This window comes from Paenarthrobacter sp. AMU7, assembly GCF_041200195.1.
Classification (GTDB): domain Bacteria; phylum Actinomycetota; class Actinomycetes; order Actinomycetales; family Micrococcaceae; genus Arthrobacter.
On sequence record NZ_CP165735.1, the window covers coordinates 827,753 to 847,659 of the forward strand.

The 19,907-nt window shown below is 62.9% G+C and carries 19 protein-coding genes; 13 read left to right on the forward strand and 6 right to left on the reverse strand.

Translation table 11 applies throughout. From position 1 onward, the window contains the following. The first annotated feature begins 96 nt into the window (after nt 1-96). The gene (locus ABQM86_RS03985; RefSeq protein ID WP_172324606.1) at nt 97-474 is read left to right on the forward strand and encodes a MarR family winged helix-turn-helix transcriptional regulator; all 378 of its coding nucleotides are present in this window, start codon (nt 97-99) and stop codon (nt 472-474) included. Between the two features lie 257 nt (nt 475-731). After that, nucleotides 732-2,384 carry an ABC-F family ATP-binding cassette domain-containing protein gene (locus ABQM86_RS03990; protein WP_369745983.1) on the forward strand — a complete coding sequence of 551 codons (1,653 nt, stop codon included), beginning with the start codon at nt 732-734 and terminating at the stop codon, nt 2,382-2,384. Here ABQM86_RS03990 and ABQM86_RS03995 read toward each other — a convergent pair. Further along, entirely contained in the window at nt 2,367-3,797 is a 1,431-nt protein-coding gene (locus ABQM86_RS03995) for an MFS transporter (protein WP_369745984.1), read from the reverse strand. The genes ABQM86_RS03990 and ABQM86_RS03995 overlap by 18 nt on opposite strands. 95 nt (nt 3,798-3,892) lie before the next feature. Here ABQM86_RS03995 and ABQM86_RS04000 point away from each other — a divergent pair, with 95 nt between their 5' ends. The 4 genes from ABQM86_RS04000 to ABQM86_RS04015 all read left to right on the forward strand — a co-directional run bounded on the left by ABQM86_RS04000 (nt 3,893) and on the right by ABQM86_RS04015 (nt 8,059). Next, complete coding sequence (locus ABQM86_RS04000; protein ID WP_207596191.1) at nt 3,893-4,450, forward strand: TetR family transcriptional regulator; 558 nt, start codon at nt 3,893-3,895, stop codon at nt 4,448-4,450. A 270-nt stretch (nt 4,451-4,720) separates the two neighbouring features. Then, the gene (locus ABQM86_RS04005) at nt 4,721-6,331 is read left to right on the forward strand and encodes a M23 family metallopeptidase (RefSeq protein WP_369745985.1); all 1,611 of its coding nucleotides are present in this window, start codon (nt 4,721-4,723) and stop codon (nt 6,329-6,331) included. Nucleotides 6,332-6,451: 120 nt separating this feature from the next. After that, a complete protein-coding gene (locus tag ABQM86_RS04010) occupies nt 6,452-6,934 on the forward strand; it encodes a glutathione peroxidase (RefSeq protein WP_280626551.1) in 483 nt (160 codons plus the stop codon). A gap of 141 nt (nt 6,935-7,075) precedes the next feature. Then, nucleotides 7,076-8,059 (forward strand): phosphodiesterase, encoded by a 984-nt coding sequence (locus tag ABQM86_RS04015; RefSeq protein ID WP_207596194.1) that lies wholly within the window; start codon nt 7,076-7,078, stop codon nt 8,057-8,059. Here ABQM86_RS04015 and ABQM86_RS04020 read toward each other — a convergent pair. The 3 genes from ABQM86_RS04020 to ABQM86_RS04030 all read right to left on the reverse strand — a co-directional run bounded on the left by ABQM86_RS04020 (nt 8,037) and on the right by ABQM86_RS04030 (nt 11,046). Continuing rightward, nucleotides 8,037-9,452 carry a stealth family protein gene (locus ABQM86_RS04020; protein WP_369745986.1) on the reverse strand — a complete coding sequence of 472 codons (1,416 nt, stop codon included), beginning with the start codon at nt 9,450-9,452 and terminating at the stop codon, nt 8,037-8,039. The two genes, ABQM86_RS04015 and ABQM86_RS04020, sit on opposite strands and share 23 nt — an antisense overlap. 222 nt (nt 9,453-9,674) lie before the next feature. Further along, entirely contained in the window at nt 9,675-10,595 is a 921-nt protein-coding gene (locus ABQM86_RS04025) for a hypothetical protein (protein WP_369745987.1), read from the reverse strand. Between the two features lie 127 nt (nt 10,596-10,722). Beyond that, on the reverse strand, nt 10,723-11,046 hold the full coding sequence (locus tag ABQM86_RS04030) for a hypothetical protein (protein WP_369745988.1): 324 nt from the start codon (nt 11,044-11,046) through the stop codon (nt 10,723-10,725). Between the two features lie 355 nt (nt 11,047-11,401). Here ABQM86_RS04030 and ABQM86_RS04035 point away from each other — a divergent pair, with 355 nt between their 5' ends. Beyond that, complete coding sequence (locus ABQM86_RS04035) at nt 11,402-11,701, forward strand: type II toxin-antitoxin system VapB family antitoxin (protein WP_011773432.1); 300 nt, start codon at nt 11,402-11,404, stop codon at nt 11,699-11,701. A 61-nt stretch (nt 11,702-11,762) separates the two neighbouring features. Continuing rightward, nucleotides 11,763-12,410 (forward strand): LytR C-terminal domain-containing protein, encoded by a 648-nt coding sequence (locus tag ABQM86_RS04040; protein WP_026541840.1) that lies wholly within the window; start codon nt 11,763-11,765, stop codon nt 12,408-12,410. Between the two features lie 33 nt (nt 12,411-12,443). On the opposite strand, the gene ABQM86_RS04045 is transcribed toward ABQM86_RS04040, so the two are convergent. Together ABQM86_RS04045 and ABQM86_RS04050 are read right to left on the reverse strand one after the other, a co-directional pair. Next, nucleotides 12,444-13,181 carry a TetR/AcrR family transcriptional regulator gene (locus tag ABQM86_RS04045; protein ID WP_207596197.1) on the reverse strand — a complete coding sequence of 246 codons (738 nt, stop codon included), beginning with the start codon at nt 13,179-13,181 and terminating at the stop codon, nt 12,444-12,446. A gap of 44 nt (nt 13,182-13,225) precedes the next feature. After that, nucleotides 13,226-14,233 (reverse strand): LacI family DNA-binding transcriptional regulator, encoded by a 1,008-nt coding sequence (locus tag ABQM86_RS04050; protein ID WP_369745989.1) that lies wholly within the window; start codon nt 14,231-14,233, stop codon nt 13,226-13,228. A gap of 107 nt (nt 14,234-14,340) precedes the next feature. Between ABQM86_RS04050 and ABQM86_RS04055 the strand changes: the two genes are divergently transcribed. The 5 genes from ABQM86_RS04055 to ABQM86_RS04075 all read left to right on the forward strand — a co-directional run bounded on the left by ABQM86_RS04055 (nt 14,341) and on the right by ABQM86_RS04075 (nt 19,907). Next, the gene (locus ABQM86_RS04055) at nt 14,341-15,462 is read left to right on the forward strand and encodes a Gfo/Idh/MocA family oxidoreductase (protein WP_280626562.1); all 1,122 of its coding nucleotides are present in this window, start codon (nt 14,341-14,343) and stop codon (nt 15,460-15,462) included. Then, nucleotides 15,459-16,250: a TIM barrel protein gene (locus tag ABQM86_RS04060; protein WP_207596200.1), complete on the forward strand. Its 792-nt coding sequence runs from the start codon at nt 15,459-15,461 to the stop codon at nt 16,248-16,250. The genes ABQM86_RS04055 and ABQM86_RS04060 overlap by 4 nt, the downstream gene beginning before the upstream one ends. 157 nt (nt 16,251-16,407) lie before the next feature. After that, nucleotides 16,408-17,409, forward strand: a complete 1,002-nt coding sequence (locus ABQM86_RS04065) for a LacI family DNA-binding transcriptional regulator (protein ID WP_369745990.1) — start codon at nt 16,408-16,410, stop codon at nt 17,407-17,409. Between the two features lie 206 nt (nt 17,410-17,615). After that, a complete protein-coding gene (locus ABQM86_RS04070; protein WP_369745991.1) occupies nt 17,616-18,950 on the forward strand; it encodes an extracellular solute-binding protein in 1,335 nt (444 codons plus the stop codon). A 36-nt stretch (nt 18,951-18,986) separates the two neighbouring features. Further along, nucleotides 18,987-19,907, forward strand: coding sequence for a sugar ABC transporter permease (locus ABQM86_RS04075; RefSeq protein ID WP_311211322.1), 921 nt, complete (start codon nt 18,987-18,989; stop codon nt 19,905-19,907).

Here is a 19,907-nt window from a genome sequence, read left to right on the forward strand (position 1 = left end):
GTGTCATTCAATGACAAGGACTACGATGACATGTCATTGGATGACGCAGAATTTTATGACGTGGATTCAAATCGCGTAATGAACTAGAATCGGCACATGGCAACGACGCGTGACCGTCAACTGGTTGAGCAGTGGCGCAGCATCCAGAACTCCTACTTCCGAACCGCGGGAGCTATCGACCGCGCGCTGGAAGCCAAGTTCGACATTGGCCTTAACGAGTTCGAAATCCTGGATCTCGTGGCTGAAAGCGAAGAATCGGCATGCCGGATGAAGGCACTGGGAGAGCGCACCCCCATGACGCAGAGCGCCGTCTCCAAGGTGGTGGACAGGCTCGAAAAAGCGGGCCTGGTCTCGCGCCAAACCTGCGTTGACGACCGCCGCTCCCTGTTCCTGGAATTGACGGACGCCGGCCGCGCACTCCACTCAACTGCCGCCGTCGAGCACCGTGCGTTGCTCAAGGAAAACCTCGGCTGATCGGCCTGGCGGTCCAGAACGTCACGACGCCGGTGGTGACGTGCGCATCGGTGGCGGCGAAGGAGCCTGCGGGAGGCAAGTTGCCTTCATTGAGGGCTTTTGCAAGACTGTAGTCCTCTATTCCCCAGTGTTAGGCCGATGTTTTGACGGGCATTACAGGTTTCACGACGCCAACCGTGCGCTGACCTTGCCCTGATGCCCTCGTGGGCCGGTGGTTGCAGCGCATTCGCTGAAACCACTGGAGCCTTCGGAACATCATGTCTACAACAAAAAACCCGTCCATCACCCTGACCGACGTGCGCCTTCAGTGGCCCGACGGTACCACTGCCCTTGCCGGGATCTCCGGAACATTCGGACCGGGCCGTACAGGCCTTGTGGGGTCCAACGGTGCCGGAAAATCAACCTTGCTGCGCCTCATTGCCGGGAGCCTTGCCCCTACGGGTGGCAGTATCACGACCAACGGTGATGTCGGATACCTTCCGCAGACTCTCACCCTCGTGACTGACTCGACGGTGGCGGACCTGCTGGGTATCGGCCCTCAAGTGAAAGCACTGCGGGCCATCGAAGCCGGTGACGTTTCGGTGGAGAACTTCGATGCGGTGGGCGATGACTGGGATATCGAAGCCCGGGCTGACAAATCCCTGCGCCATGTCGGCTTTTCGGGGGCGGACCTGGAGCGGAACGTAGGCGAAATTTCGGGAGGCGAAGCGATGCTTGTTGCCATCACGGGGCTCCGGCTTCAGGGGAGGGCAATCACGCTCTTGGACGAGCCAACGAACAACCTGGACCGGGACGCGAGAACCAAACTGTCCGCTCTCCTGTCCACGTGGCCGGGAACGCTGGTGGTGGTCAGCCACGACCTGACACTGTTGGAGATCATGGACAACACAGCGGAACTGCATGGTGGAGAACTCGAAGTGTTCGGGGGTCCGTACAGTGCTTGGCGGTCGTATGTTGATGAGCAGCAGGCCGCTGCGGTTCAGGCTGCCCAAGCTGCCAAGCAGGCCGTGAAGACTGAGAAGCGCCAGCGCCAGGAAGCTGAGATGAAGCTGGCGCAGCGTGCCCGCACCGGTCAAACCAGCTATGACAACAAGAAGGGCTCCAAGATCCTTATGAATCAGCGGGCCTCCGATGCGCAGGTGTCAGCGGGCAAGCTTCGATCAGGATCGGATGACAAGGTGGACGCTGCCCAGGCTGCGCTGGATGTGGCCTCTTCCAAAATCAGGGAAGACGAACGGATCAGCGTGAACCTTCCGGATCCGGATGTTCCCCGCAGCCGGCGGATCGCCGAGCTGCGGGGAACCAATCGTGCTTTTGTGGTGGAGGGGCCGGAACGGGTGGCCATCATCGGCGCCAACGGGGTGGGAAAAACCACCTTGCTCGAACGTTTGGTCAGCGGGGAACCGTGGACAGAGGATGATGACGACGTCGAATCCGGCACCGCAGGTGGTTGGCTCCTGACCGAGCGGTCCGGGTATTTGCGGCAGCGACTCGACGGCCTGGACGAGGCCGCGACAACTTTGGAAAATGTCCAGGCGGCCGCACCAAGTGTCCCTGTCGGGGAAATCCGCAACCAGTTGGCCCGGTTCCTGTTACGGGGTGATAGCGTCTACCGTCCCGTTGGGACTCTCTCCGGCGGTGAACGGTTCAGGGTCTCCTTGGCCAAGCTTCTCTTTGCCGATCCGCCGCCACAGGTCCTGATTCTCGATGAGCCAACAAACAACCTCGACATACAGAGTGTGGACCAACTCGTGGAAGCGTTGAATGCCTACCGCGGTGCCGTCATCCTGGTCAGCCACGACGACGGGTTCCTGGCCCGCCTCGATCTGGACCTGGTGCTGGGTCTGGACCATGACGGGTCACTCACCGAGCTGCCCTCCCTGCCCGTTGGGTCACGGTCGGGTAGCTGACGCGTTTCCCGCCGCCCTGCGTTGGGCGAGGTAGATCAGTGCAGCGCAGGGGACGGCCAGGGCGTAAAACCAGGTGGCCGAGGTGAATACTGCTCCGTAGGCCTCGGCTCCTGCCATCCCTTGGGCTGTTCCGCCGGAGCCCGCGAACACCACCGTCAACAGTGCCAAGCCGATGGACCCGCCGAGCTGATGTGCCGTGTTGACCAGTCCGGAGGCGGCGCCGTTATCCGCAGGCGCCACGCCTGACATGCCAAACTCGGTCAGCAGGATGATTGCTGTTCCTTGGCCGATTCCGAGCACGATCAGCGGAAGCAGGACGTCCGGGAAATACGCGGTGCCCGGGCCTATGGAGCTGAGCCACAGCATGCCCAGGCCGGCGATGACCAACGAGGCCACCAGCAGTGCCGGCTTGCCCAGCAAGGCGCTGAGGGGTTTGATCGCGTAGACCATGAGGAAGAACAGGAGCGTGAGCGGAATGTAGGCGATTCCGGCCGCGAACGCGCTGAAGCCCAGCACATTCTGGAGGTACTGGCTGAGGAAATAGAAGGTGGAGAACATGGCCCCCACGATCAGAATCCGGATGATATAGGCGCCCGACCGGGTCATGTCCTTGAAGAGACGCAGGGGAGTGATGGGCCGCTCGGCATGACGCTCGACGAGTACGAAAGCCAGAAGCATGAGCACGGCTGCCGCGAGTGAAACGATCGTCGTCAGGTTCCCCCACCCGGCCTCACCCGCGTTCACGAGGCCATAGACCAAGGCGGACATTCCTGCTGTAACTGTCAACGCGCCCGCGATATCTACACTGCCTTTGACCCTTCCGGTTTCCGGTAGGAAACGTGGGCTCAGCAGCAAGACGACAATTCCGATCGGAACATTGATCAGCAAGCCCCATCGCCACGACAGCAGGTCTGTGAAGACGCCGCCGACGATGATGCCCACGCTGCCCCCGGCCCCGATCACGGCACTGTAGATGCTGATCGCTTGGGACCGTTCCCCGGGCTGGGGGAAGGTCTGCACCAAGAGCGCCAGGGTTGCCGGGATGGCGAAAGCCGATGCGGCGCCTTGGAGTACGCGGGCACCGATCATGACCTCGGCGTTGAAGGCGACCCCGGCCAGCAGGGATGCGAACGTAAACACTCCTACGCCAACCATGAAGACCCGGCGCCTGCCCAGAAGGTCTCCGATACGGGCGCCCAGCAACAGCAGCCCTCCGAACGCCAGCGCATAGCTGTTCTGGACCCACGAGAGCGTTGTGCTGTTGAAGCCAAGTTCGCGTTCAAGGTGCGGCAGTGCCGTGGTGACGATGGACGTGTCCAACACCATCATCAGCTGGCAGCCCAAGATGACCGCCAAGGTTACGGTTCTGGACAATCGCGTGGCAGGGGTTGTTTCCATGTGCGTTGCTGACATGTCGGACCCTTTCTAAGTAACTAACTGGTTGGTTTTTAACCATGCTCTTGAAATGCATCGCTGTCAACTAACCAGTTACTTGCTATGGTGAGGGCATGGCGAGAGATGCAGAAGCAACCAGGCAGCGGATCCTGAAGGCGGCAGAGGAGGAGTTTGCCAGCCATGGCATAGCCGGGGCGCGGGTGGACCGTATTGCTGACGAGGCACTGGCCAACAAGGCGATGCTGTACCGGTATTTCGGCAGCAAGGAACAGTTGTTTGACGAGGTCTTCTCCCGACGGGTGGTCGCAGTAGTGGAGGAGACCGAATTCGACGCACTGGACTTGCCGGCGTACGCGGCCCGTGCTTTTGACCTTTACCAGAAGGATCCCAATGTCCTCAGGCTCACCAACTGGTACATCCTTGAACGCGGCCAGGCGGCGGACCTTGAAACCCTGGTGACCTCACACCAGGAAAAGCTTTCCCGGATCGAAAGCGCCCAGAAAGCCGGCCACCTTCGCTCTGATCTCACACCCATCGAACTGCTGGCAAGCGTGCGTGCCTTGGCCATGACTTGGCATACGCTCACTCCCGAGATGGCCCGGTCCAAGCTTCCGAGCCTCAAACGGCGCCGCGAAACCATCATGGAAAACGTACAGAGGCTCGTCGGCTAGTCCGCCCGTCCAGTGTTGCCTGCTGTTTAGCTGAGGCGTGCCTGTCGTCCAACTCCCCAAAGGCCGCCGGGCCTACGGCTACCTGACCTCAGGCTCAAGAATCTTGAGCAAAAACTGATGGAACCTTTCTTCGGCAACGACGCAGGAAGCCTTTATTTCTGTTGTGATTCCCGCAACAATGGTGCTTGCACGCCAGGCTGGGGTTTGGTGCCGCTGGCTTTTGGGGAGTGTTTTGTGGGCAAGCATCATGATTCAGACCGGGCAATAAACTTGATCCGAGCATTAGGTTTCCATCGCGTCCTGATCGCGGGAAGCCTGGCCATCCTGGCCTTTTTCGCCTTCGGGTTCCAGCCTCTCAGTGCCGTTTCCACCAGTGGTGTGGGCGGTTCCTTGGCGCAGGGCGTGGTTGAACCGACGGCATTGGGCACCCTGGTGCCGCCGGAGGCCGAGACACTCGTCATCGATCCCATGCCCGAACCTCCGGAACAACTTCCCGGAACGCCCATGGTCTACTTTGACCGCGCCATGGTCCGAACCGTCAGCAAAGACGGTTCCACAGGCCTCACGGTAGCTTCCGCCGGGTTGTCCCGTCCGCCCACCGGTGCCCTGTACGCACCCCTAGAGGTCCTCAACCTGAGTTCCAACTATGGTTACCGCTACAGCCCCCTGACGGGCTTGGCAGGCGAGTTCCACTGGGGCCAGGATTACGCCGCCGCCTGCGGAACGCGCGTTTACGCGGCCGACGCCGGTGTGGTCCGGGCCGTCGGCTGGCACTTGTGGGGTGGCGGAAACCGCGTGGAGATCGAACACGGCAACGGCTTGGTCACCACCTACAACCACCTGCAGGCCATCGGCGTCACCAAAGGCCAATCAGTCCGGGTTGGCGAGGTCATCGCCCAGGTTGGCACGACCGGCTGGTCCACGGGCTGCCATCTCCACTTCGAGACAATCGTGAACGGCCTGCACACCAATCCCAACGGCTGGACCTACCTGCCCATGCGGCAGATTGATCCGCTGCAGAACATCTCCATGGTCAACTACCAGCCCGGCGTTGGAACGGGAACGTCCGCGGCTCCGGAATGGGCCGTTCCGGTGGCCGACGGCACCAACCGCGCCGTCATCGGTGGAGAGCACGAAGAGCACGAGCCACTGCCGGTGGTGGTTCCGCCTACCACCACGACTCCGGGTACCACCACGCCAGGCACCACGACTCCGGGTACCACCACGCCGCCGGTGCAGACGCCGGGCCCAACGCAGAGTCCGACGGCGACCGCCTCACCGTCCGTGACGGCGACGCCGACTCCGACCCCGACTGCAACGCCTACGCCGACCGTTACACAGACTGCGACGCCGACTGCTTCACCCACGGCCGCACCTACGCAGACAGCTACCCCAACTCCGACGCCTTCGCCGACCACCACGGCGCCGGCTCCGACCACGGCTCCGACCACGAAAACTGTTGCACCGCCAGTGACGTCGTCGGACGCTTCGGCGCCGACCGCCGTCGTGCCTCCTGCGGCACCGGCTCCGGCCGCTCCAGCGCCGGCAGCGCCCGCTCCTGTGGCACCAGCGCCGGCGGCACCTGCGGTGGTTGCCCCGGCCGCGCCCGCTCCGGCAGCGCCGGCCGCAGCAGTCCCGGCTCCTGTAGTGGTGGCTCCAGCACCTGCTGCGCCGGCCGTGACGCAGGCCGTGGCTCCGGCTCCGGCTCCCGTTGCGCCGGTGGCTCCTGTGCCTGCTCCGGCGCCCGTTGCTGTATTGCCGTCAACGCTCCCAGTGGTGGTTCTTCCGCCCGGATATGTCCTGGTAGCACCGGACAAGGTCCGGCTGCCCAACGGCACGGTGGTGCTGTTGTCCACCCTGGTCCTTCCTCCGACGCCCTAAAGGTCCCCACGCTGAGGGCACGCGAAACGCCGGCACGTCTGCGTTTCGCGCCCCCAAGCCAGCTCCCGTAAGCTCGATGGCGGCAAGCCCGCCAGCCGACGTCGTCAGGAAGCGAATCCCATGACCAGCCTGTACAGCATTCCCCTCACCTTCAACGATGGCTCAGAAGCGGACTTCGGCCGGTTCGAGGGGAAAGCGGTCCTGGTGGTCAACGTGGCGTCCGAGTGCGGCTTCACACGCCAGTACGCCGGGCTCGAAGAGCTGTACGGCAAATACCGCGAACAGGGCCTGGAGATCCTCGGCGTGCCCTGCAATCAGTTCGGGGGACAGGAACCCGGCGCGGACGAGGAGATCGCGGAATTCTGTGAGCGGAATTTCGGCGTAACGTTCCCGCTGACCAGCAAAGCGAACGTCCTGGGGAAGCAGCAGCACCCCCTGTTCGCGAAGCTGACCCAGGATGAGGACGGCCAGCCTGCCAAGGTGAAGTGGAACTTCGAGAAGTTCGTCATAAACCGGGGCGGAGATCTCGTGGCAAGGTTCCCATCCACAGTGGAGCCTGACTCCGAAGACCTTGTGAAGGCAGTGGAAAAGGCGCTGGCGTAAAGCCATCAATTCTGAAGGGAGGAAAGTAATTTTCCAACATTCCGCCGGATGTTAGCCAGTTGTTGGCTAGTTGTCTGGTTGGATTGGCCCTACTGGATTGATACGGGAGGCGCCGTCTCCCACCAAACGCTAAGGCAAGCTATGGAGCTCATCGAGGCCGAGTACCCCAAACCAGGTCATGTGCTTTTGCACCTGAGCGATCTGCACCTGGTGGGTGGTCCGGGCACGCTCTATGGCTCTGTGGACAGTGCCACCAGGCTCCAGGAGATCTGCGACCAGATCATCGCCTCCCGGATCAGGCCGGAAGCCATCATTTTCACCGGAGACCTCGCGGACAAGGGTGAGCTGGAAGCCTACAAGCGGCTGCGCGACATGATCGAACCAGTCTGCGACGCCCTCGGGGCCAAAGCCATCTGGGCCATGGGCAACCACGACAACCGTGCCAACTTCCGTTCCGCCTTTGTGGATGCCTCCGAGGCCAGCAAGCCCCACGACCCGGTGGACCGCAGCTACTTCGTCAACGGGCTCCGCATCATCACGTTGGACACCACCGTCCCTGGCCACCACTACGGTGAACTGTCAGAGTCCCAGCTCGAATGGCTGGCTGCCGAACTGGCCACCCCTGCACCCGACGGCACCATCCTTGCCTTGCACCACCCTCCAGTCCCGTGCGTCCAGGACCTCGCCGTTTTGGTGGAGCTGCGCGGCCAAGCCGCACTGGCCGCCGTCGTCCGTAATACTGACGTCCGCACCATCCTGGGTGGACACTTGCATTACTCCACGACGGCGGGCTTCGCCGGCATCCCGGTATCGGTGGCCTCGGCCACGTGCTACACGCAGGACCTTGGTGTCCGCGCAGGCGCGCAGCGAGGCAGGGACGGCGCGCAGTCGTACAACATGATCCATGTGTACGAGCACACGATTGTGCATTCGGTGGTGCCAATGTCCGGCGGCGTCACCGTGGGCGAGCCCGTGGACGCTGACGAGGTTCAGCGTCGGCTGGCTGAAGCCGGCATCCGCATTCCCCACGAATCGCGGGTGGGTGCCCACACATCGCCTGGCACACACACCTCGTCGATGCCGCTTGTTGCTCCGGGTGTCTCTACTTCTCCCAAGGCGCCTTAACCGGGAAGTACTTCTCCAGGAAGTCCGTCACCAGGTCCGCGCGCTCGTTGGCTTCAACCTCCGGGAAGCTGCCGTCGTTCAGGCAGAAGAAGTCCATGTGGCGCTTCGCCAGGAGCTTGGGCAGGTAATGCAGGCCTGCCCACATGGTGGAGTCCACGTACCTGACCTTGGCGTTGGTCTGCGTGACGGCGCGGCCCGTGAGCAGTGCGTAGTAGTGGTAGAACGAGTTGGTGACCGAGATGTTGTCCGCAGCGCGGAAACGGCTCCCGGCGGTCTTGGCGAATTCCGCCGGAAATTCTTTCTCCATGCGGGCCACCACGCTGCGGCGCAGGGGAGCTGCGGTGTGTTCGAGGTGCCGGGTGGTGATCCGGCCAAAGCGCTCCCAGAGCAGCTTCCGGTTGACGCGTGCCGCGTTCTCGAAGCCGCTGCGTTCGGCGTCGTTCTCGCCCAACCCGATCCGGGTGTCAGCCTCGATGAACTTGGTGATGCCGCCGGGAGTGAAGAACATGTCAGGGCCCACGGGGCGGCCAAAGAACATGTCGTCGTTGGAGTACAGGAAGTGCTCGGAAAGCCCCTCGATGTGGTGGAGCTGGCATTCCACGGCCTGCGAGTTGTGCGTGGGCAGGACTGAGGTATCGGCGAAGAACTCCTCGCTGCGAACGATCGTGACTGACGGATGATCGGCCAGCCACTCCGGGGCGGGGGAGTCCGTGGCGATGAAGATCCGCCGGACCCAGGGCGCGAACATGTGCACCGAACGCAGCGCGTATTTCAGTTCGTTGATCTGGCGGAAGCGGGCCTCATGGTCGTCACCCTCGCCCAGAACTGCCCCGGCCTGCTGCGCGCGCCGCCTGGCGATGTACTCGGGGTCGCTGCCGTCCACCCACGAGAAAACCATGTCGATATCAAAGTCGATGTCGCTGGCGTGGTCCGCGAACATGTTCTCGATGGTGGGCCAGGTCAGGCCGTGCCGCTGGACGGTTCCACGGACAGCGTCTTGCCGCAGCATGGTGCGGCGTGTCAGCGAGTTCTCCACGGGCAACTCAAGATGGTCGCCTTCAAACCGCCACAGTTCCAGCTGCACACCCAACGCCGGGCCGTACCACAGGCCACCGCCCGTTTCGACACGCGGGCGGTACAGGCGGAAGATGCGGGCTTTCCGGTTGGCGGACAGCTCGCCGTCAGCCACCAGGACCGAGGTCTTCTTCTTGGCGTCCACTGTCATGGAGTAGAAGGGCTCGTTGCGGAACGCTGACACCAGCGCCTCACGGACCTCTTTGCGCGACTCCCAGTCGACAGCGACAACCGGCCTCTCGTCATTGCCGCGTACAAGGATAAAATCGACGCCGGCAGCGTCCAGTGCCGCCCTGACAGCCAGGAGATCGGACACCATGGCCTGTTGCGGGGTGAGGTCGGCGTTGATCAGGGCGTACCGCCCACGGTGACGGACGACGTCGGACCGGTGCTTAAGGTGCGCGACGACGGCAGGCGAAATCGCCTCAGCAATCGTGTCCTCTTCAATGGACGGGCTGCCGTGGTAGATCGGATCGACCTGTGCTTGTGTGATGGCTGTATCTCCGGGATCGTCGGTGCGTGAAACTGGACTCGCTGGTTGTTAGATGGAAAGGGCCTCGCGCCAGCTGCGGAGGAAAGCGCCGCCGGCTTCGTCGTGGATGACGTCGTCCGCCAGTTGGAGGTCCGAGGCCGTCAGGATGGTGTAGGGCTTCACCGGTACGCCGTCTGCGGGCCGGACATCCACGTGCTTTACGTCGTGATCGTTGTGGTGAAGCCAGTCTGCCATGGCATAGTCCGTGCGGGAATCACCCACAGTCCGCCACGAGAGCGGAGTAATGCCCTGGGCCGCGAGCAGTTCGACGGCGCGGCTCGCGCCGAGGTCTTTGCCGAGGCGGACGGATTCGATGTCCGTGGAGATGATGGTGGGGTCCAGGCGGTAGTCCGCCGTGTCATCGGATTCCGGCGCGTGGTGGTCCAGGATCGCCGCGTTAAGGCCGTGCCGTCCCATAATGTCCAGGGCGTCGGCGTCGAAGAGTTTCTGTTCGGCCAGGTAGTCCGCGCTGGCCACGTCCAGGTGCTGCTCCACGGAAACCATGGCGCGCTTGGTCTCGTCAAAGAACATGTGCGCCGAATAGTCCTCGGCAACCAATCGGCGGATATCGTCGCCGTAGGCCTTGGGTACCGCGAGTTCGTGGTCCACATGGATGGGACCGGGGCCTTCCGAAGTGTAACTGAACCACACAGCACCCTTCTCGCAGATGGCGTGGATGACGGTGTTGGCCGGCATTCCGGCGGCGATCATGGGCTCCATGACCTGCTCGCTGATGAACGCGTCAGAGCGGCCTGTGTTGAAAATGACGGGAATGCCCGCCGAGGCCAGCGCCACCATGTCCGCGATGATGTCCGGCTTGACGTCGCGCGTCACAGGGCTGGCAATGGGGCCGTCGACATCCAACAGCAACGCCAGGGCGGGCGTGGCGTGGGCAGCGGTCCGGTCAGTACCTTGGAGCGGTTGAGTCATGACCCTATTCTGTCAGTCCCCGCGGCCACCCTCACAGCTATGACGTCTGTGACGCCCCACGAAGGATTTAGACGGCACTCGTGGAAAGTACGCGCCAGTACCGGCGGACCTTGCTGGTCACTGCTTCCTACTGGAATTTGCCCTCGGGATCCGGAGCGCATCGAGTGTTGCCGCCGAGCGTGGTGCCGAAGCTGCTGGTTCCAAGCTGCATGGAGAATTTGCCATCGCCAAAGCCAGTGGTGGTCTGGTCCCGGTTGGCCCCCGAAGGCTGGGTTTGAACAACGCCGCCGTGCATGCTGTCGAAGCTGAATTGAGTCCCTTCCATGCCCAGAGGCAGATGGCAGGCGTCCCCCGGAGCCTCTGGAGTGACTTTTGTCCAGTCGCCGGGGGCGAGGGCTTGAATCTTGTTGAAGAGGTCGAAGTACTCTGTGCGGGCTTGTTCTGGGTCCATGGTCTGCTCCGCGGTGCTGGTAGGTGGGTTGGTGCCAGGCGTTGTCCCGCACCCTGCAAGGGTGAGAAGAATGATCGCCGCGGCGGGAAGGTCGCGCCTGGACCTAGACGGCATCAGCAGTCGATTCAACGTTTCTTGATTCCCTCTTTGGCCGCTGTAACCATTACCGTGCCCGTGGAGAGGCTATTTTGCTACCCCCGGGAACCAGATCAGGGCCTTGCTCAAGTCAGGCGATCTGCGGGCGTCCAGGTCCGGGGCCGTAGGAGCAGAAGCCGGAAGTCACCTTTTGGCTACAACCTGCCTGTGCCGCGGGTCACAAGTTCCGTTAGGGCGCCAACTTCCATAGGCTTGCAGGGTGATCTTCAAAGCTGTGGGCGAGGGACGCCCGTACCCTGACCATGGATACTCGGCGCCGCGGGACTGGGCTGCCTTGCCCCCGCGCCCTATCCGCCTCGATGAATTGGTAACCACCAAACGGACCTTGGATTTGGAGGCATTGTTGGCTGAGGACTCAACCTTCTTTGGCGACCTGTTCCCGCACGTTGTCCAGTACCAGGGCGTCATGTACCTCGAAGACGGGCTCCACCGGGCCGTCCGCACGGCGCTCCACCAGAGGACCGCAATTCACGCACGTGTATTGGTGATCGATGGCTAGGCGGACGGGTCCCGCCGATCCGGAGGCGTCCCCGGCAAAAAAACGTAAGCGTCCCAAGGATGTGACGCTGCTCCATGGCCACCACGTGGTCACCGGCCCGGAGCTCCGGGCCACCTTTGCCGAGGATGCCGCGGCCCAGAAGAGCCGTTTCCGGCGCCGGCTGCTTCACGGAATTGTCCTGGTCCTGCTGGTGGGTGTGATCGCTGCCGGGGCCGTAGGCGCCTGGGCGATCATGAATGGCGTGATCAAAGTCCCCACCGCGATCGCCAGTAAAGCCCCCGTCAGCCTGTGCCCCACCACCACGTTCGACTACGTTCCGAACGAAACAGTGAACCTCAACGTCTTCAACGCCACCTCCCGCGGCGGCCTGGCAGGTACCGTGGCTGAGCAATTTACTGCCCGGGGCTTCAAAGTGGCTTCGGTGGACAACAGCGAGACCGCCTACGCCGGAGTGGCCGTAGTAGTTTCCGGCGTCAAGGGCCAGGCGGCTGCGTTCAACGTCCAGCGCAACCTTGCCGGCACGGATTACTTCCAGGACAACCGTGAGGACGAGTCCGTGGATGTCATCCTCACCTCAGGCTACGAAGGCCTGGTGGAGCCCGAACTGGTGGATCAGACCCCTGGAAAGCTGTTGTGTCCGCGCGAAGACCTGCGTATCGCTGACAACTCCAAGTGGCCGATCATTCCGACGCTTCCGGCGGGGCAATAACGGCCGCAGCAAGACCAGCGCCGCGCGCCTGTGCTAGCCCGCCAGGGCGTCGTGGATGGGGGCGTTGTGGACGGGTGCTTCCAACCGGATCGGCCGGCCGTCGTCGTCGAAGCGTGCTCCTGCCCCGAGCTGGATGAAGTGCACCGTCTGCGCTGTGTGCGCTTCAACGGCCGTGTTTGCTTCAGTAGCCGTCCGGACTTCGACGTCGGTGGCCGGGGCCGCTGGGGGAGTCTCGCCGTCGGGCGTTCGGTTGCGTCGTGCGGCGCTGGCAGACAGCGTTCCGTGAATGAGTCGCGCCAGCTGGGCGACATCGACGTCAGGGAGGTAGCCCTGGTGGACACCGTCTTGAAGGATGTCCTGCAGAAGGATGTTGAGGTCGCCCACGTGGTCCGCGAGCTTCGCGAAGGAGCCGGGGGAGAGGACAGCGGCCATGGCCGGCCCCGGGGGCAGATGGCGGCGGCTGAGGTCCTCCACTTGCGCACGGACGTAGAGGGCCAGCCTGTCCACGGGGTTTTCCAGCGCGGCCAGTGACTCCCGGAGATCAACAATGAAGCGCTCGGTCTCGTCCAAGGCGTACGCGATCAGCAGTTGTTCCATGTCCGCGTAATAGTTGTAGACGGCGGTACGGCCCACCCCCGCATGCCGGGCGACGTCGGTCATGGTCAGGCCGGGGAGGCCATGGGTGAAGAGAAGTTCACCGAAGGCGGTGAGAATCCTCCGTTGGGTCTCGGCGCGTTGGGCAGCATTCGTGGCGGCCGTGATCCTGGGCATATAGACACTTTACAGTGATCTGTCACTAAGAGCTGCGGGTTAGGTCAGGTGTCGCTGTTTCCTTCAGGAGCTGGGGCCGTGGTTTTGCGGATGACCAAGTGCGGGGTCCGGACCACGCTGCCCGGCGACTTTGCCCCTTCAATCCGGTCCACGGCGCGGCCGACGGCGGCTGCCGCAAGGAGCGGAGCGTCCTGGCTGACAGAGGATAACTGGACGTAACTCAGCTTGGCGAAGTTGCTGTCGTCATAGCCCAGCACCGATACATCTGAGGGGATGCTGATTCCCGCAGCCCTGAAGCTTTCCATGATTCCGAGGGCCGACCTGTCGTTGAAGGCGATGACTGCCGTTGGCAGATCAGCCTGAAGGATCGGCCCCGCGCTCATGCCGTCCTCTTCCCCGGGGCCGCCGGAAACAACCACAGGTTGCAGGCCGTGCCGGACCATTTCAGTGCGGTACGCCTCCCGGCGTTTGTCCGAGGAGACAGCCTCGCCGCCATCCACGTGGACGATCCGGCGATGACCCAGACCCACCAGATGGTCAACGGCCAGTACGATGCCGGCGTGATCGTCGCTGCTGACCGAATCCACGTACTCGCCCACATCCTCGCGCAGGAGGCTCACTACCGGCACCTGTCGGGCGTGCCGTGCCAGATCATCCACGCTGAGGGTGGGGGCGATGATGATCAACGCCTCGGCGCCAACATCCAACAAGGTCTCGATGGCGCGCGCCTCGGGTCTGCCGCCGGCCACGGCGCTCAGCGTTATCTCATATCCCTTGGCGGACGCCTCGGCGTAGGCGGCGTCGACGATTTCAGCGTGAAACGGCTGTGAGCTGGAAAAGGTGAGGCCCAGGAGTTTCGTCCTGCTGCTCCGCAGCAGCCTGGCGCGGGAGTCTGCCCGATAACCGAGATCGCTGGCCGCCTGCAGGACTCTTTGCCGGGTGGATTCCGCTGCACCGGGGGCGCCCCGCATCACGATGGAAACCAAGGCCCGCGAGACGCCAGCCGCCTCGGCTACGTCCATCAGGGTGGGGCGGCGCTGCAGTTCTGACATATTTCCTCCAATTGCAATCAGTGTATAGAACGATCTAGACGGGACGTGAACCGCATGTCAGTATGGTCGGACTAGAACGATCTAGAAGACATGCGTCAGGAGCTCCCATGGTTTACCTTCAGCACCAGGTCAGTGAAGACCGACCGGTTCGTATTGCTCTGATCGGAGCGGGATGGATTGGCAGTTTCCACGCCGAATCCGTTGCCCAGCGGATCCCCAATGCCCGGCTGGAGGCCATCGTGGATCCGGCCCTCCCCGCCGTCCAGACGCTGGCTGGCCGACTGGGTGTCCGCAAGATCAGTACTGACCCGGAGGATGTACTGAACGATCCCGAGGTGGATGCTGTCCTGATCTCCGCGCCGGCCCGCTTTCATTCCGGGCTGATCTCGGCGGCCGCACGTGCAGGAAAGCATGCCTTCTGCGAAAAGCCGGGCGGCCGTACCGTGGAAGAACTTGACGCGGCACTGGAAGCAGCAGAGGCCGCGGGTGTGGTGGTCCAGTTCGGTTTCAACCGCCGCTTCGCTGCAGATTTCGCTGCCGCCCGCCAACTTATCGATGATGGCGTTGTGGGAACCCCGCAGTTGTTGCGGTCCCTGACACGGGACCCGGGCAGCAGGGACGGGATCGCCAATCCGGAGAGGATTCCGCCGGGCACCATTTTTCTTGAGACCCTCATCCACGACTTTGACACCTTGAACTGGCTGAACCCCGGCGCGGTCCCAGTGCGAGTCCATGCCGTGGCTGACGCACTGGTTGCTCCTGAGGCAAAAGAGGGCGGCCTGTTGGATACCGCTGTAGTCACCGTGACCTACAGCAATGGGGCCATTGCCGTGGCCGAGGCCAACTTCAATGCGCTGTACGGCTATGACGTGCGGGGAGAGGTATTTGGATCTGCGGGTATGGTGACGGCGGGTGGCCCGCAGGCCAGCTCGGCCACGAGCTACACTGCTGCCGGCATCAATGCGGCCACCGTCCGCCTGAACGTGGATCTCTTTCACGATGCCTACACGGCTGAACTCGCCCACTTTGTGGATGCGGTGAAGGCTGGCCGCGATGGTACCCAGGCTCCCGTGGCCCAAGGTGCCGGCGGAGCGGACGCGCGGAATGCTTTGGCTGTTGCCCTGGCTGCCACCCGTTCGGCCCACACGGGGCTGCCTGTTGATGTGGCATCGATTGCCGCACTGCGCCCGGCGGAGCCCGCGTTGCTCACTGTGGGGGATAAAGCATGAGCTTCCGCTTGGCCGTATGCGCTGAAATGCTCTATGGCGAACTGCCCTTGACGGAGCGGGTGAAGAGGATCCACGGGCAAGGGTTCGAAGTGGAGCTGTGGGACACCCGGGGCCGGGATATCGCGGCCCTGGCAGCAACAGGAGCCCGGTTCTCGTCGATGAGCGGCTATTTCGGCGGCAGCCTTACTGATCCCGGTAGTGCCGAGGAGGTGCTGGCTTCCGCGGAGAAGTTGATTCCCGTGGCGCTTGAGCTTGGTGTCGAGCGGATGGTGGTCCACCCTGCGGAGCTCGGGGAGGGCGGCCATGCTGTCCGACCGGTTCACCGGTCTACCGGCGAGATGTGGCTGACCGGGCGAAGCACCCTCGAGCGCCTGGGCGCGCTGGGCGAGAAGCACGGAGTAACCTTCGCGCTGGAGAACCTGAACACCATTCTGGACCATCCCGGGATCCCTTTGGCGCGGGCCAAAGACACCCTGGCGTTGGTCTCCGCGGTTAACCACCCCAACGTCAGGATGATGTTGGACCTGTATCACGCCCAAATCGGTGAGGGAAACCTGATCCAACTTGTCCGGGCCGCGTTGCCCTGGGTCGGAGAAATACAGGTGGCCGACGTCCCGGGCCGCCGCGAACCCGGCACCGGGGAAGTCAACTATCGCGGAGTCGCAGATGCTCTTCAGAAGGCCGGATACGCGGGGGTAGTAGGCCTCGAGGCGAAGGCCGCCGGGGGAGACGACCTGGAATCAGGGGATGCCGCGCTGGCGGCGTTCCGTGCGGCCTTTGAAAGCTAGCTAAGAGCGGCCCGCCCGCGGGTCAGGGATGGCACCCTACGCTCCCGCGTTGGTCGGTACCTGCGCGGGAGCGCTGCATCCACGGGTCAAAACTCGCGTAGCATCAAGGAAAACCGGTCAATCGCATCGCCGGTCAACACTGTAGCTAGGGGGCGTATTGCGCGCAACGGTCAAGGACGTGGCGCGCCGTGCAGGGGTATCGCCCAAGACAGTCTCGAACGTGATGAACGGCGTCGTGCCGGTCAGTGGACCCACCCGGCTCAGGGTTGAGCAGGCTATGGCGGAGCTCGACTACGTCCCAAATCTTTCGGCGCGCGGACTGCGGAATGGCCGCTCAGGTGTCATCGGCCTGGCACTGCCGGACCTGGCTACTCCCTTCTCCGCGGAACTGGCCCAAAGCATCGTGGAAGTTGCCCATGCGCAGGGTTTCAGCGTGCAGATCGAGGAAACCGGCTCCGACCCCCATCGTGAGCACGAGTTGATGACACGTGCGCGGGCCAACCTCATCGATGGGCTGATTCTCAACCCCGTGGTGCTCAAGGAAAGTGCCGTGCAAGTGGGTGTCGCGCTGCCCCCGGTTGTTCTCCTGGGCGAGGTCACCCAGCAGTTGGCTGACCGCGTCTTTGTGGACAGCTTCGCTGCGGCGCGGGACATGACCCTGGCTCTGGCCCGGCCCGGGCGAAGGCGGATCGCGGTTCTGGGGGTAAATCGAGGAAGACAATCCGCCACAGCCATTCAGCGGAGGGGTGGTTATGAAGCTGCGCTCGACATGCTGGGAATCCCCAGGGATGAGTCACTGAGGATTTCCTGCGACAGCTGGACGCCCGCATCAGCCGCTGAAGCACTTGCGGAGTATTTGGACTCGAACCCGGTGCCGGATGCACTGTTTTGTTTCACGGACTCCATGGCTCTTGGCGCATTGAATCTCCTGTGGAAGAGAGGCCTGCGCGTTCCGGATGACATCGCGGTGGCAGGGTTTGACGATGTGATTGACGGTCGCTTTGCGGTACCGTCCCTCACCACGGTTTCCTTCGACAAGCGAGCGATTGCCACGGAGGCCCTTCGCCTGCTGACTGAACGCATGTCTGACAGGTCCCATGGGCAACGTCTTGTTGAAATCGAGTACGAGATCGTAGAGCGGGACAGCAGCCGCGCCTGAGCCGGGAGTTCCCTGGGCCTGAAACGACACTTCCCACCGAAAATGTTGGCGCTAACAATTTTCTCTTGCCCTGCCTATTACATCGATGTAATGTGAGACCTGCGTCACCCCGGGCCACCATTTACCCGAGCGTGGGGACGCACCGGAGCCGGCTTTTGAGCAGTGCAGCAGTGACCTTTCAGCGGACCCATCCAAAGGAGTGACGGGTGAAGCAGTTTGATTCTTTGACCGGGAAACAGTTGTCCCGGAGACAGTTACTAACAGGATCGGCCCTCCTTGGCGGGGGACTCCTGGCAACAGGCCTCACCGGTTGCGGAGGGGCAGCCCAGGCCGCCGCAGTGCAGGACATCGGGTTCTGGCACCTCCTCTCCGGCGGTGACGGCATCAAGATGCAGGCCATGATCAACGCGGCCAACCAGGCCAATCCCGGTTTCAAGGTGCACCCCACAGTGCTGGCCTGGGGGCCGCCGTACTACACCAAGTTGGCTATGGCATCGGCGGGAGGCCGCCCTCCTGAGGTAGCTATTATGCACGCCAGCAGGGTGCCCGGTTACGCGCCAGGGGGACTCATTGATCCTTGGGACCTGGACCTGCTCGCCGAGAACGGTGTGACGGCCTCGGATTTCGCCCCGAGGATCTGGGAGAAGAGCCAGCATGGCGGCAAGGTCTTCTCCATTGCCCTGGACTCGCACCCGTTCGTCATGTTCTACAACACGGACGTAGCAGCCAAAGCGGGCGTCCTGGGCGGCAACGGGCTGCTCCAGGAGGTGAGCTCGCCGAACGGGTTCAAGGCAATGGCCTTGGAAATGCAGAAAGTGACCAAGGCCCACGGCCTGTCCTTCGGCTATCTGGGCAGTGGATCGCAGATGTGGCGCTTGTTCTACACGCTTTACAAGCAGCACGGCGTGGACATGGAACTGACGCCAGGGCAGCCTATGAAAGTGGACCGGGACGCGGCCATTGAGTCGCTGGAATTCATGGCCTCCCTGTTCGACGACACCATCGCAGCCCAGGCCGGTGACATCAGCACCGGTATCGCCGAGTTCGCCCGTGGCGGTTCCGGGATGCTGTTCAGCGGTGTTTGGGAACTGCCCACCATGAAGAAGGCCGGCATTCCCGTTGACGCGGCCACCATTCCCACGCTGTATGGGACACCGGCCTCTTACGCTGACTCGCACTCGTTCGTACTCCCACGGCAACTCAACGTCAACGAGGACAAGCGCCGGGACGTCTACAAGTTTGTCACCGACGTCCTGAAGGGATCACTGTCCTGGGCAGAAGCCGGACACATCCCCGGCTACCAGCCCGTGGTCCAATCCCAGGCGTACCGCGAACTGACCCCGCAGATCCACTACGCCAACGCTGCGGACATCATCGCCTACGATCCCGAGGCCTGGTTCAGTGGCTCCGGCTCGGACTGGCAGACCTACTTTGCGGAGAACGTGCAGAACGTCCTCTTGGGCAGGGACAAGGCCTCCGCCGGATGGGATGCGTTTGAACAGCGCACCAACACCCTCCTCTCCCGTCCCAACCCGGTCTAACCGGCCCACGTACCGAGCGACCAAAGGAGTTCTTGAATGAGTACCTCTACGCTGTCCCGGCCGAGGCCGGAGAGTCTGCGCAAACCCGGGAGCCGCACCCGCAGCAACCTGAGCGGCTGGGGATTTGCCGCCCCGTTCCTGGTGTTCTTCCTCGTTTTCCTCGTCTGGCCCATCCTCTACGGCTTTTACATGAGCCTCACGGGCAAGTCCCTCACCGGGGCCAACGACAGCCTGATCGGTTTCGCCAACTACGCCGAGGCCTTGGCCGACGCAGACATGTGGCGGTCCTTGGGCAACACCCTCTACTTCACGGTGATCAGCACCGTGCCCCTGGTCCTCGTAGCCCTGGTCATGGCAGCCCTGCTCAACGTGGGACTCCCGGCCCAATGGCTGTGGCGGCTCTCCTACTTTGCGCCGTACCTGCTGGCTTCCACTGTGGTTTCGCTGTTCTTCACCTGGCTGTACAACCCGCAGCTTGGCCTGATCAACGAGTTCCTCACCGGCATCGGCCTCCCTCGGGTTGCCTGGCTCAACGACCCCAACGTGGCCATGTGGGCAATTGTCATCGCCACCCTCTGGTGGACCGTGGGCTTCAACTTCCTGCTCTACCTGGCCGCCATGCAAAACATCCCGGCCCAGCACTACGAGGCAGCTTCCTTGGACGGCGCCGGAGCCTGGCGCCAGTTCTTCTCCATCACGCTGCCGCAGCTCACCCCCACCACCGTGATGATTGTGCTCCTCCAGATCCTGGCGTCACTGAAGATCTTCGATCAGGTCTACCAAATGACCGCAGGCGGCCCGGCAGGGTCCACCCGCCCCGTGGTGCAGTACATCTTTGAAACCGGGTTCACCGGCTACCGGCTGGGCTACTCTGCAGCCATCTCCTACATCTTCTTCGGACTGATCGTGGTTGTTTCCGTCATGCAGTTCGTCATCACCCGCCGCAGGAGTGCATAA

Bases quoted from the DNA above. Each gene is read 5' to 3' on its own strand.
- ABQM86_RS04045 (WP_207596197.1), bottom strand. From the start codon at position 13,181: ATGCCCAGGATCACGGCCGCCACGAATGCTGCCCAACGCGCCGAGACC.
- ABQM86_RS04025 (WP_369745987.1), bottom strand. From the start codon at position 10,595: ATGACTCAACCGCTCCAAGGTACTGACCGGACCGCTGCCCACGCCACG.
- ABQM86_RS04010 (WP_280626551.1), top strand. From the start codon at position 6,452: ATGACCAGCCTGTACAGCATTCCCCTCACCTTCAACGATGGCTCAGAA.
- ABQM86_RS04000 (WP_207596191.1), top strand. From the start codon at position 3,893: ATGGCGAGAGATGCAGAAGCAACCAGGCAGCGGATCCTGAAGGCGGCA.
- ABQM86_RS04075 (WP_311211322.1), top strand. From the start codon at position 18,987: ATGAGTACCTCTACGCTGTCCCGGCCGAGGCCGGAGAGTCTGCGCAAA.
- ABQM86_RS04060 (WP_207596200.1), top strand. From the start codon at position 15,459: ATGAGCTTCCGCTTGGCCGTATGCGCTGAAATGCTCTATGGCGAACTG.
- ABQM86_RS04050 (WP_369745989.1), bottom strand. From the start codon at position 14,233: ATGTCAGAACTGCAGCGCCGCCCCACCCTGATGGACGTAGCCGAGGCG.
- ABQM86_RS03995 (WP_369745984.1), bottom strand. From the start codon at position 3,797: ATGTCAGCAACGCACATGGAAACAACCCCTGCCACGCGATTGTCCAGA.
- ABQM86_RS04020 (WP_369745986.1), bottom strand. From the start codon at position 9,452: ATGGTGTCCGATCTCCTGGCTGTCAGGGCGGCACTGGACGCTGCCGGC.
- ABQM86_RS04055 (WP_280626562.1), top strand. From the start codon at position 14,341: ATGGTTTACCTTCAGCACCAGGTCAGTGAAGACCGACCGGTTCGTATT.
- ABQM86_RS04015 (WP_207596194.1), top strand. From the start codon at position 7,076: ATGGAGCTCATCGAGGCCGAGTACCCCAAACCAGGTCATGTGCTTTTG.
- ABQM86_RS04030 (WP_369745988.1), bottom strand. From the start codon at position 11,046: ATGGACCCAGAACAAGCCCGCACAGAGTACTTCGACCTCTTCAACAAG.
- ABQM86_RS03990 (WP_369745983.1), top strand. From the start codon at position 732: ATGTCTACAACAAAAAACCCGTCCATCACCCTGACCGACGTGCGCCTT.
- ABQM86_RS03985 (WP_172324606.1), top strand. From the start codon at position 97: ATGGCAACGACGCGTGACCGTCAACTGGTTGAGCAGTGGCGCAGCATC.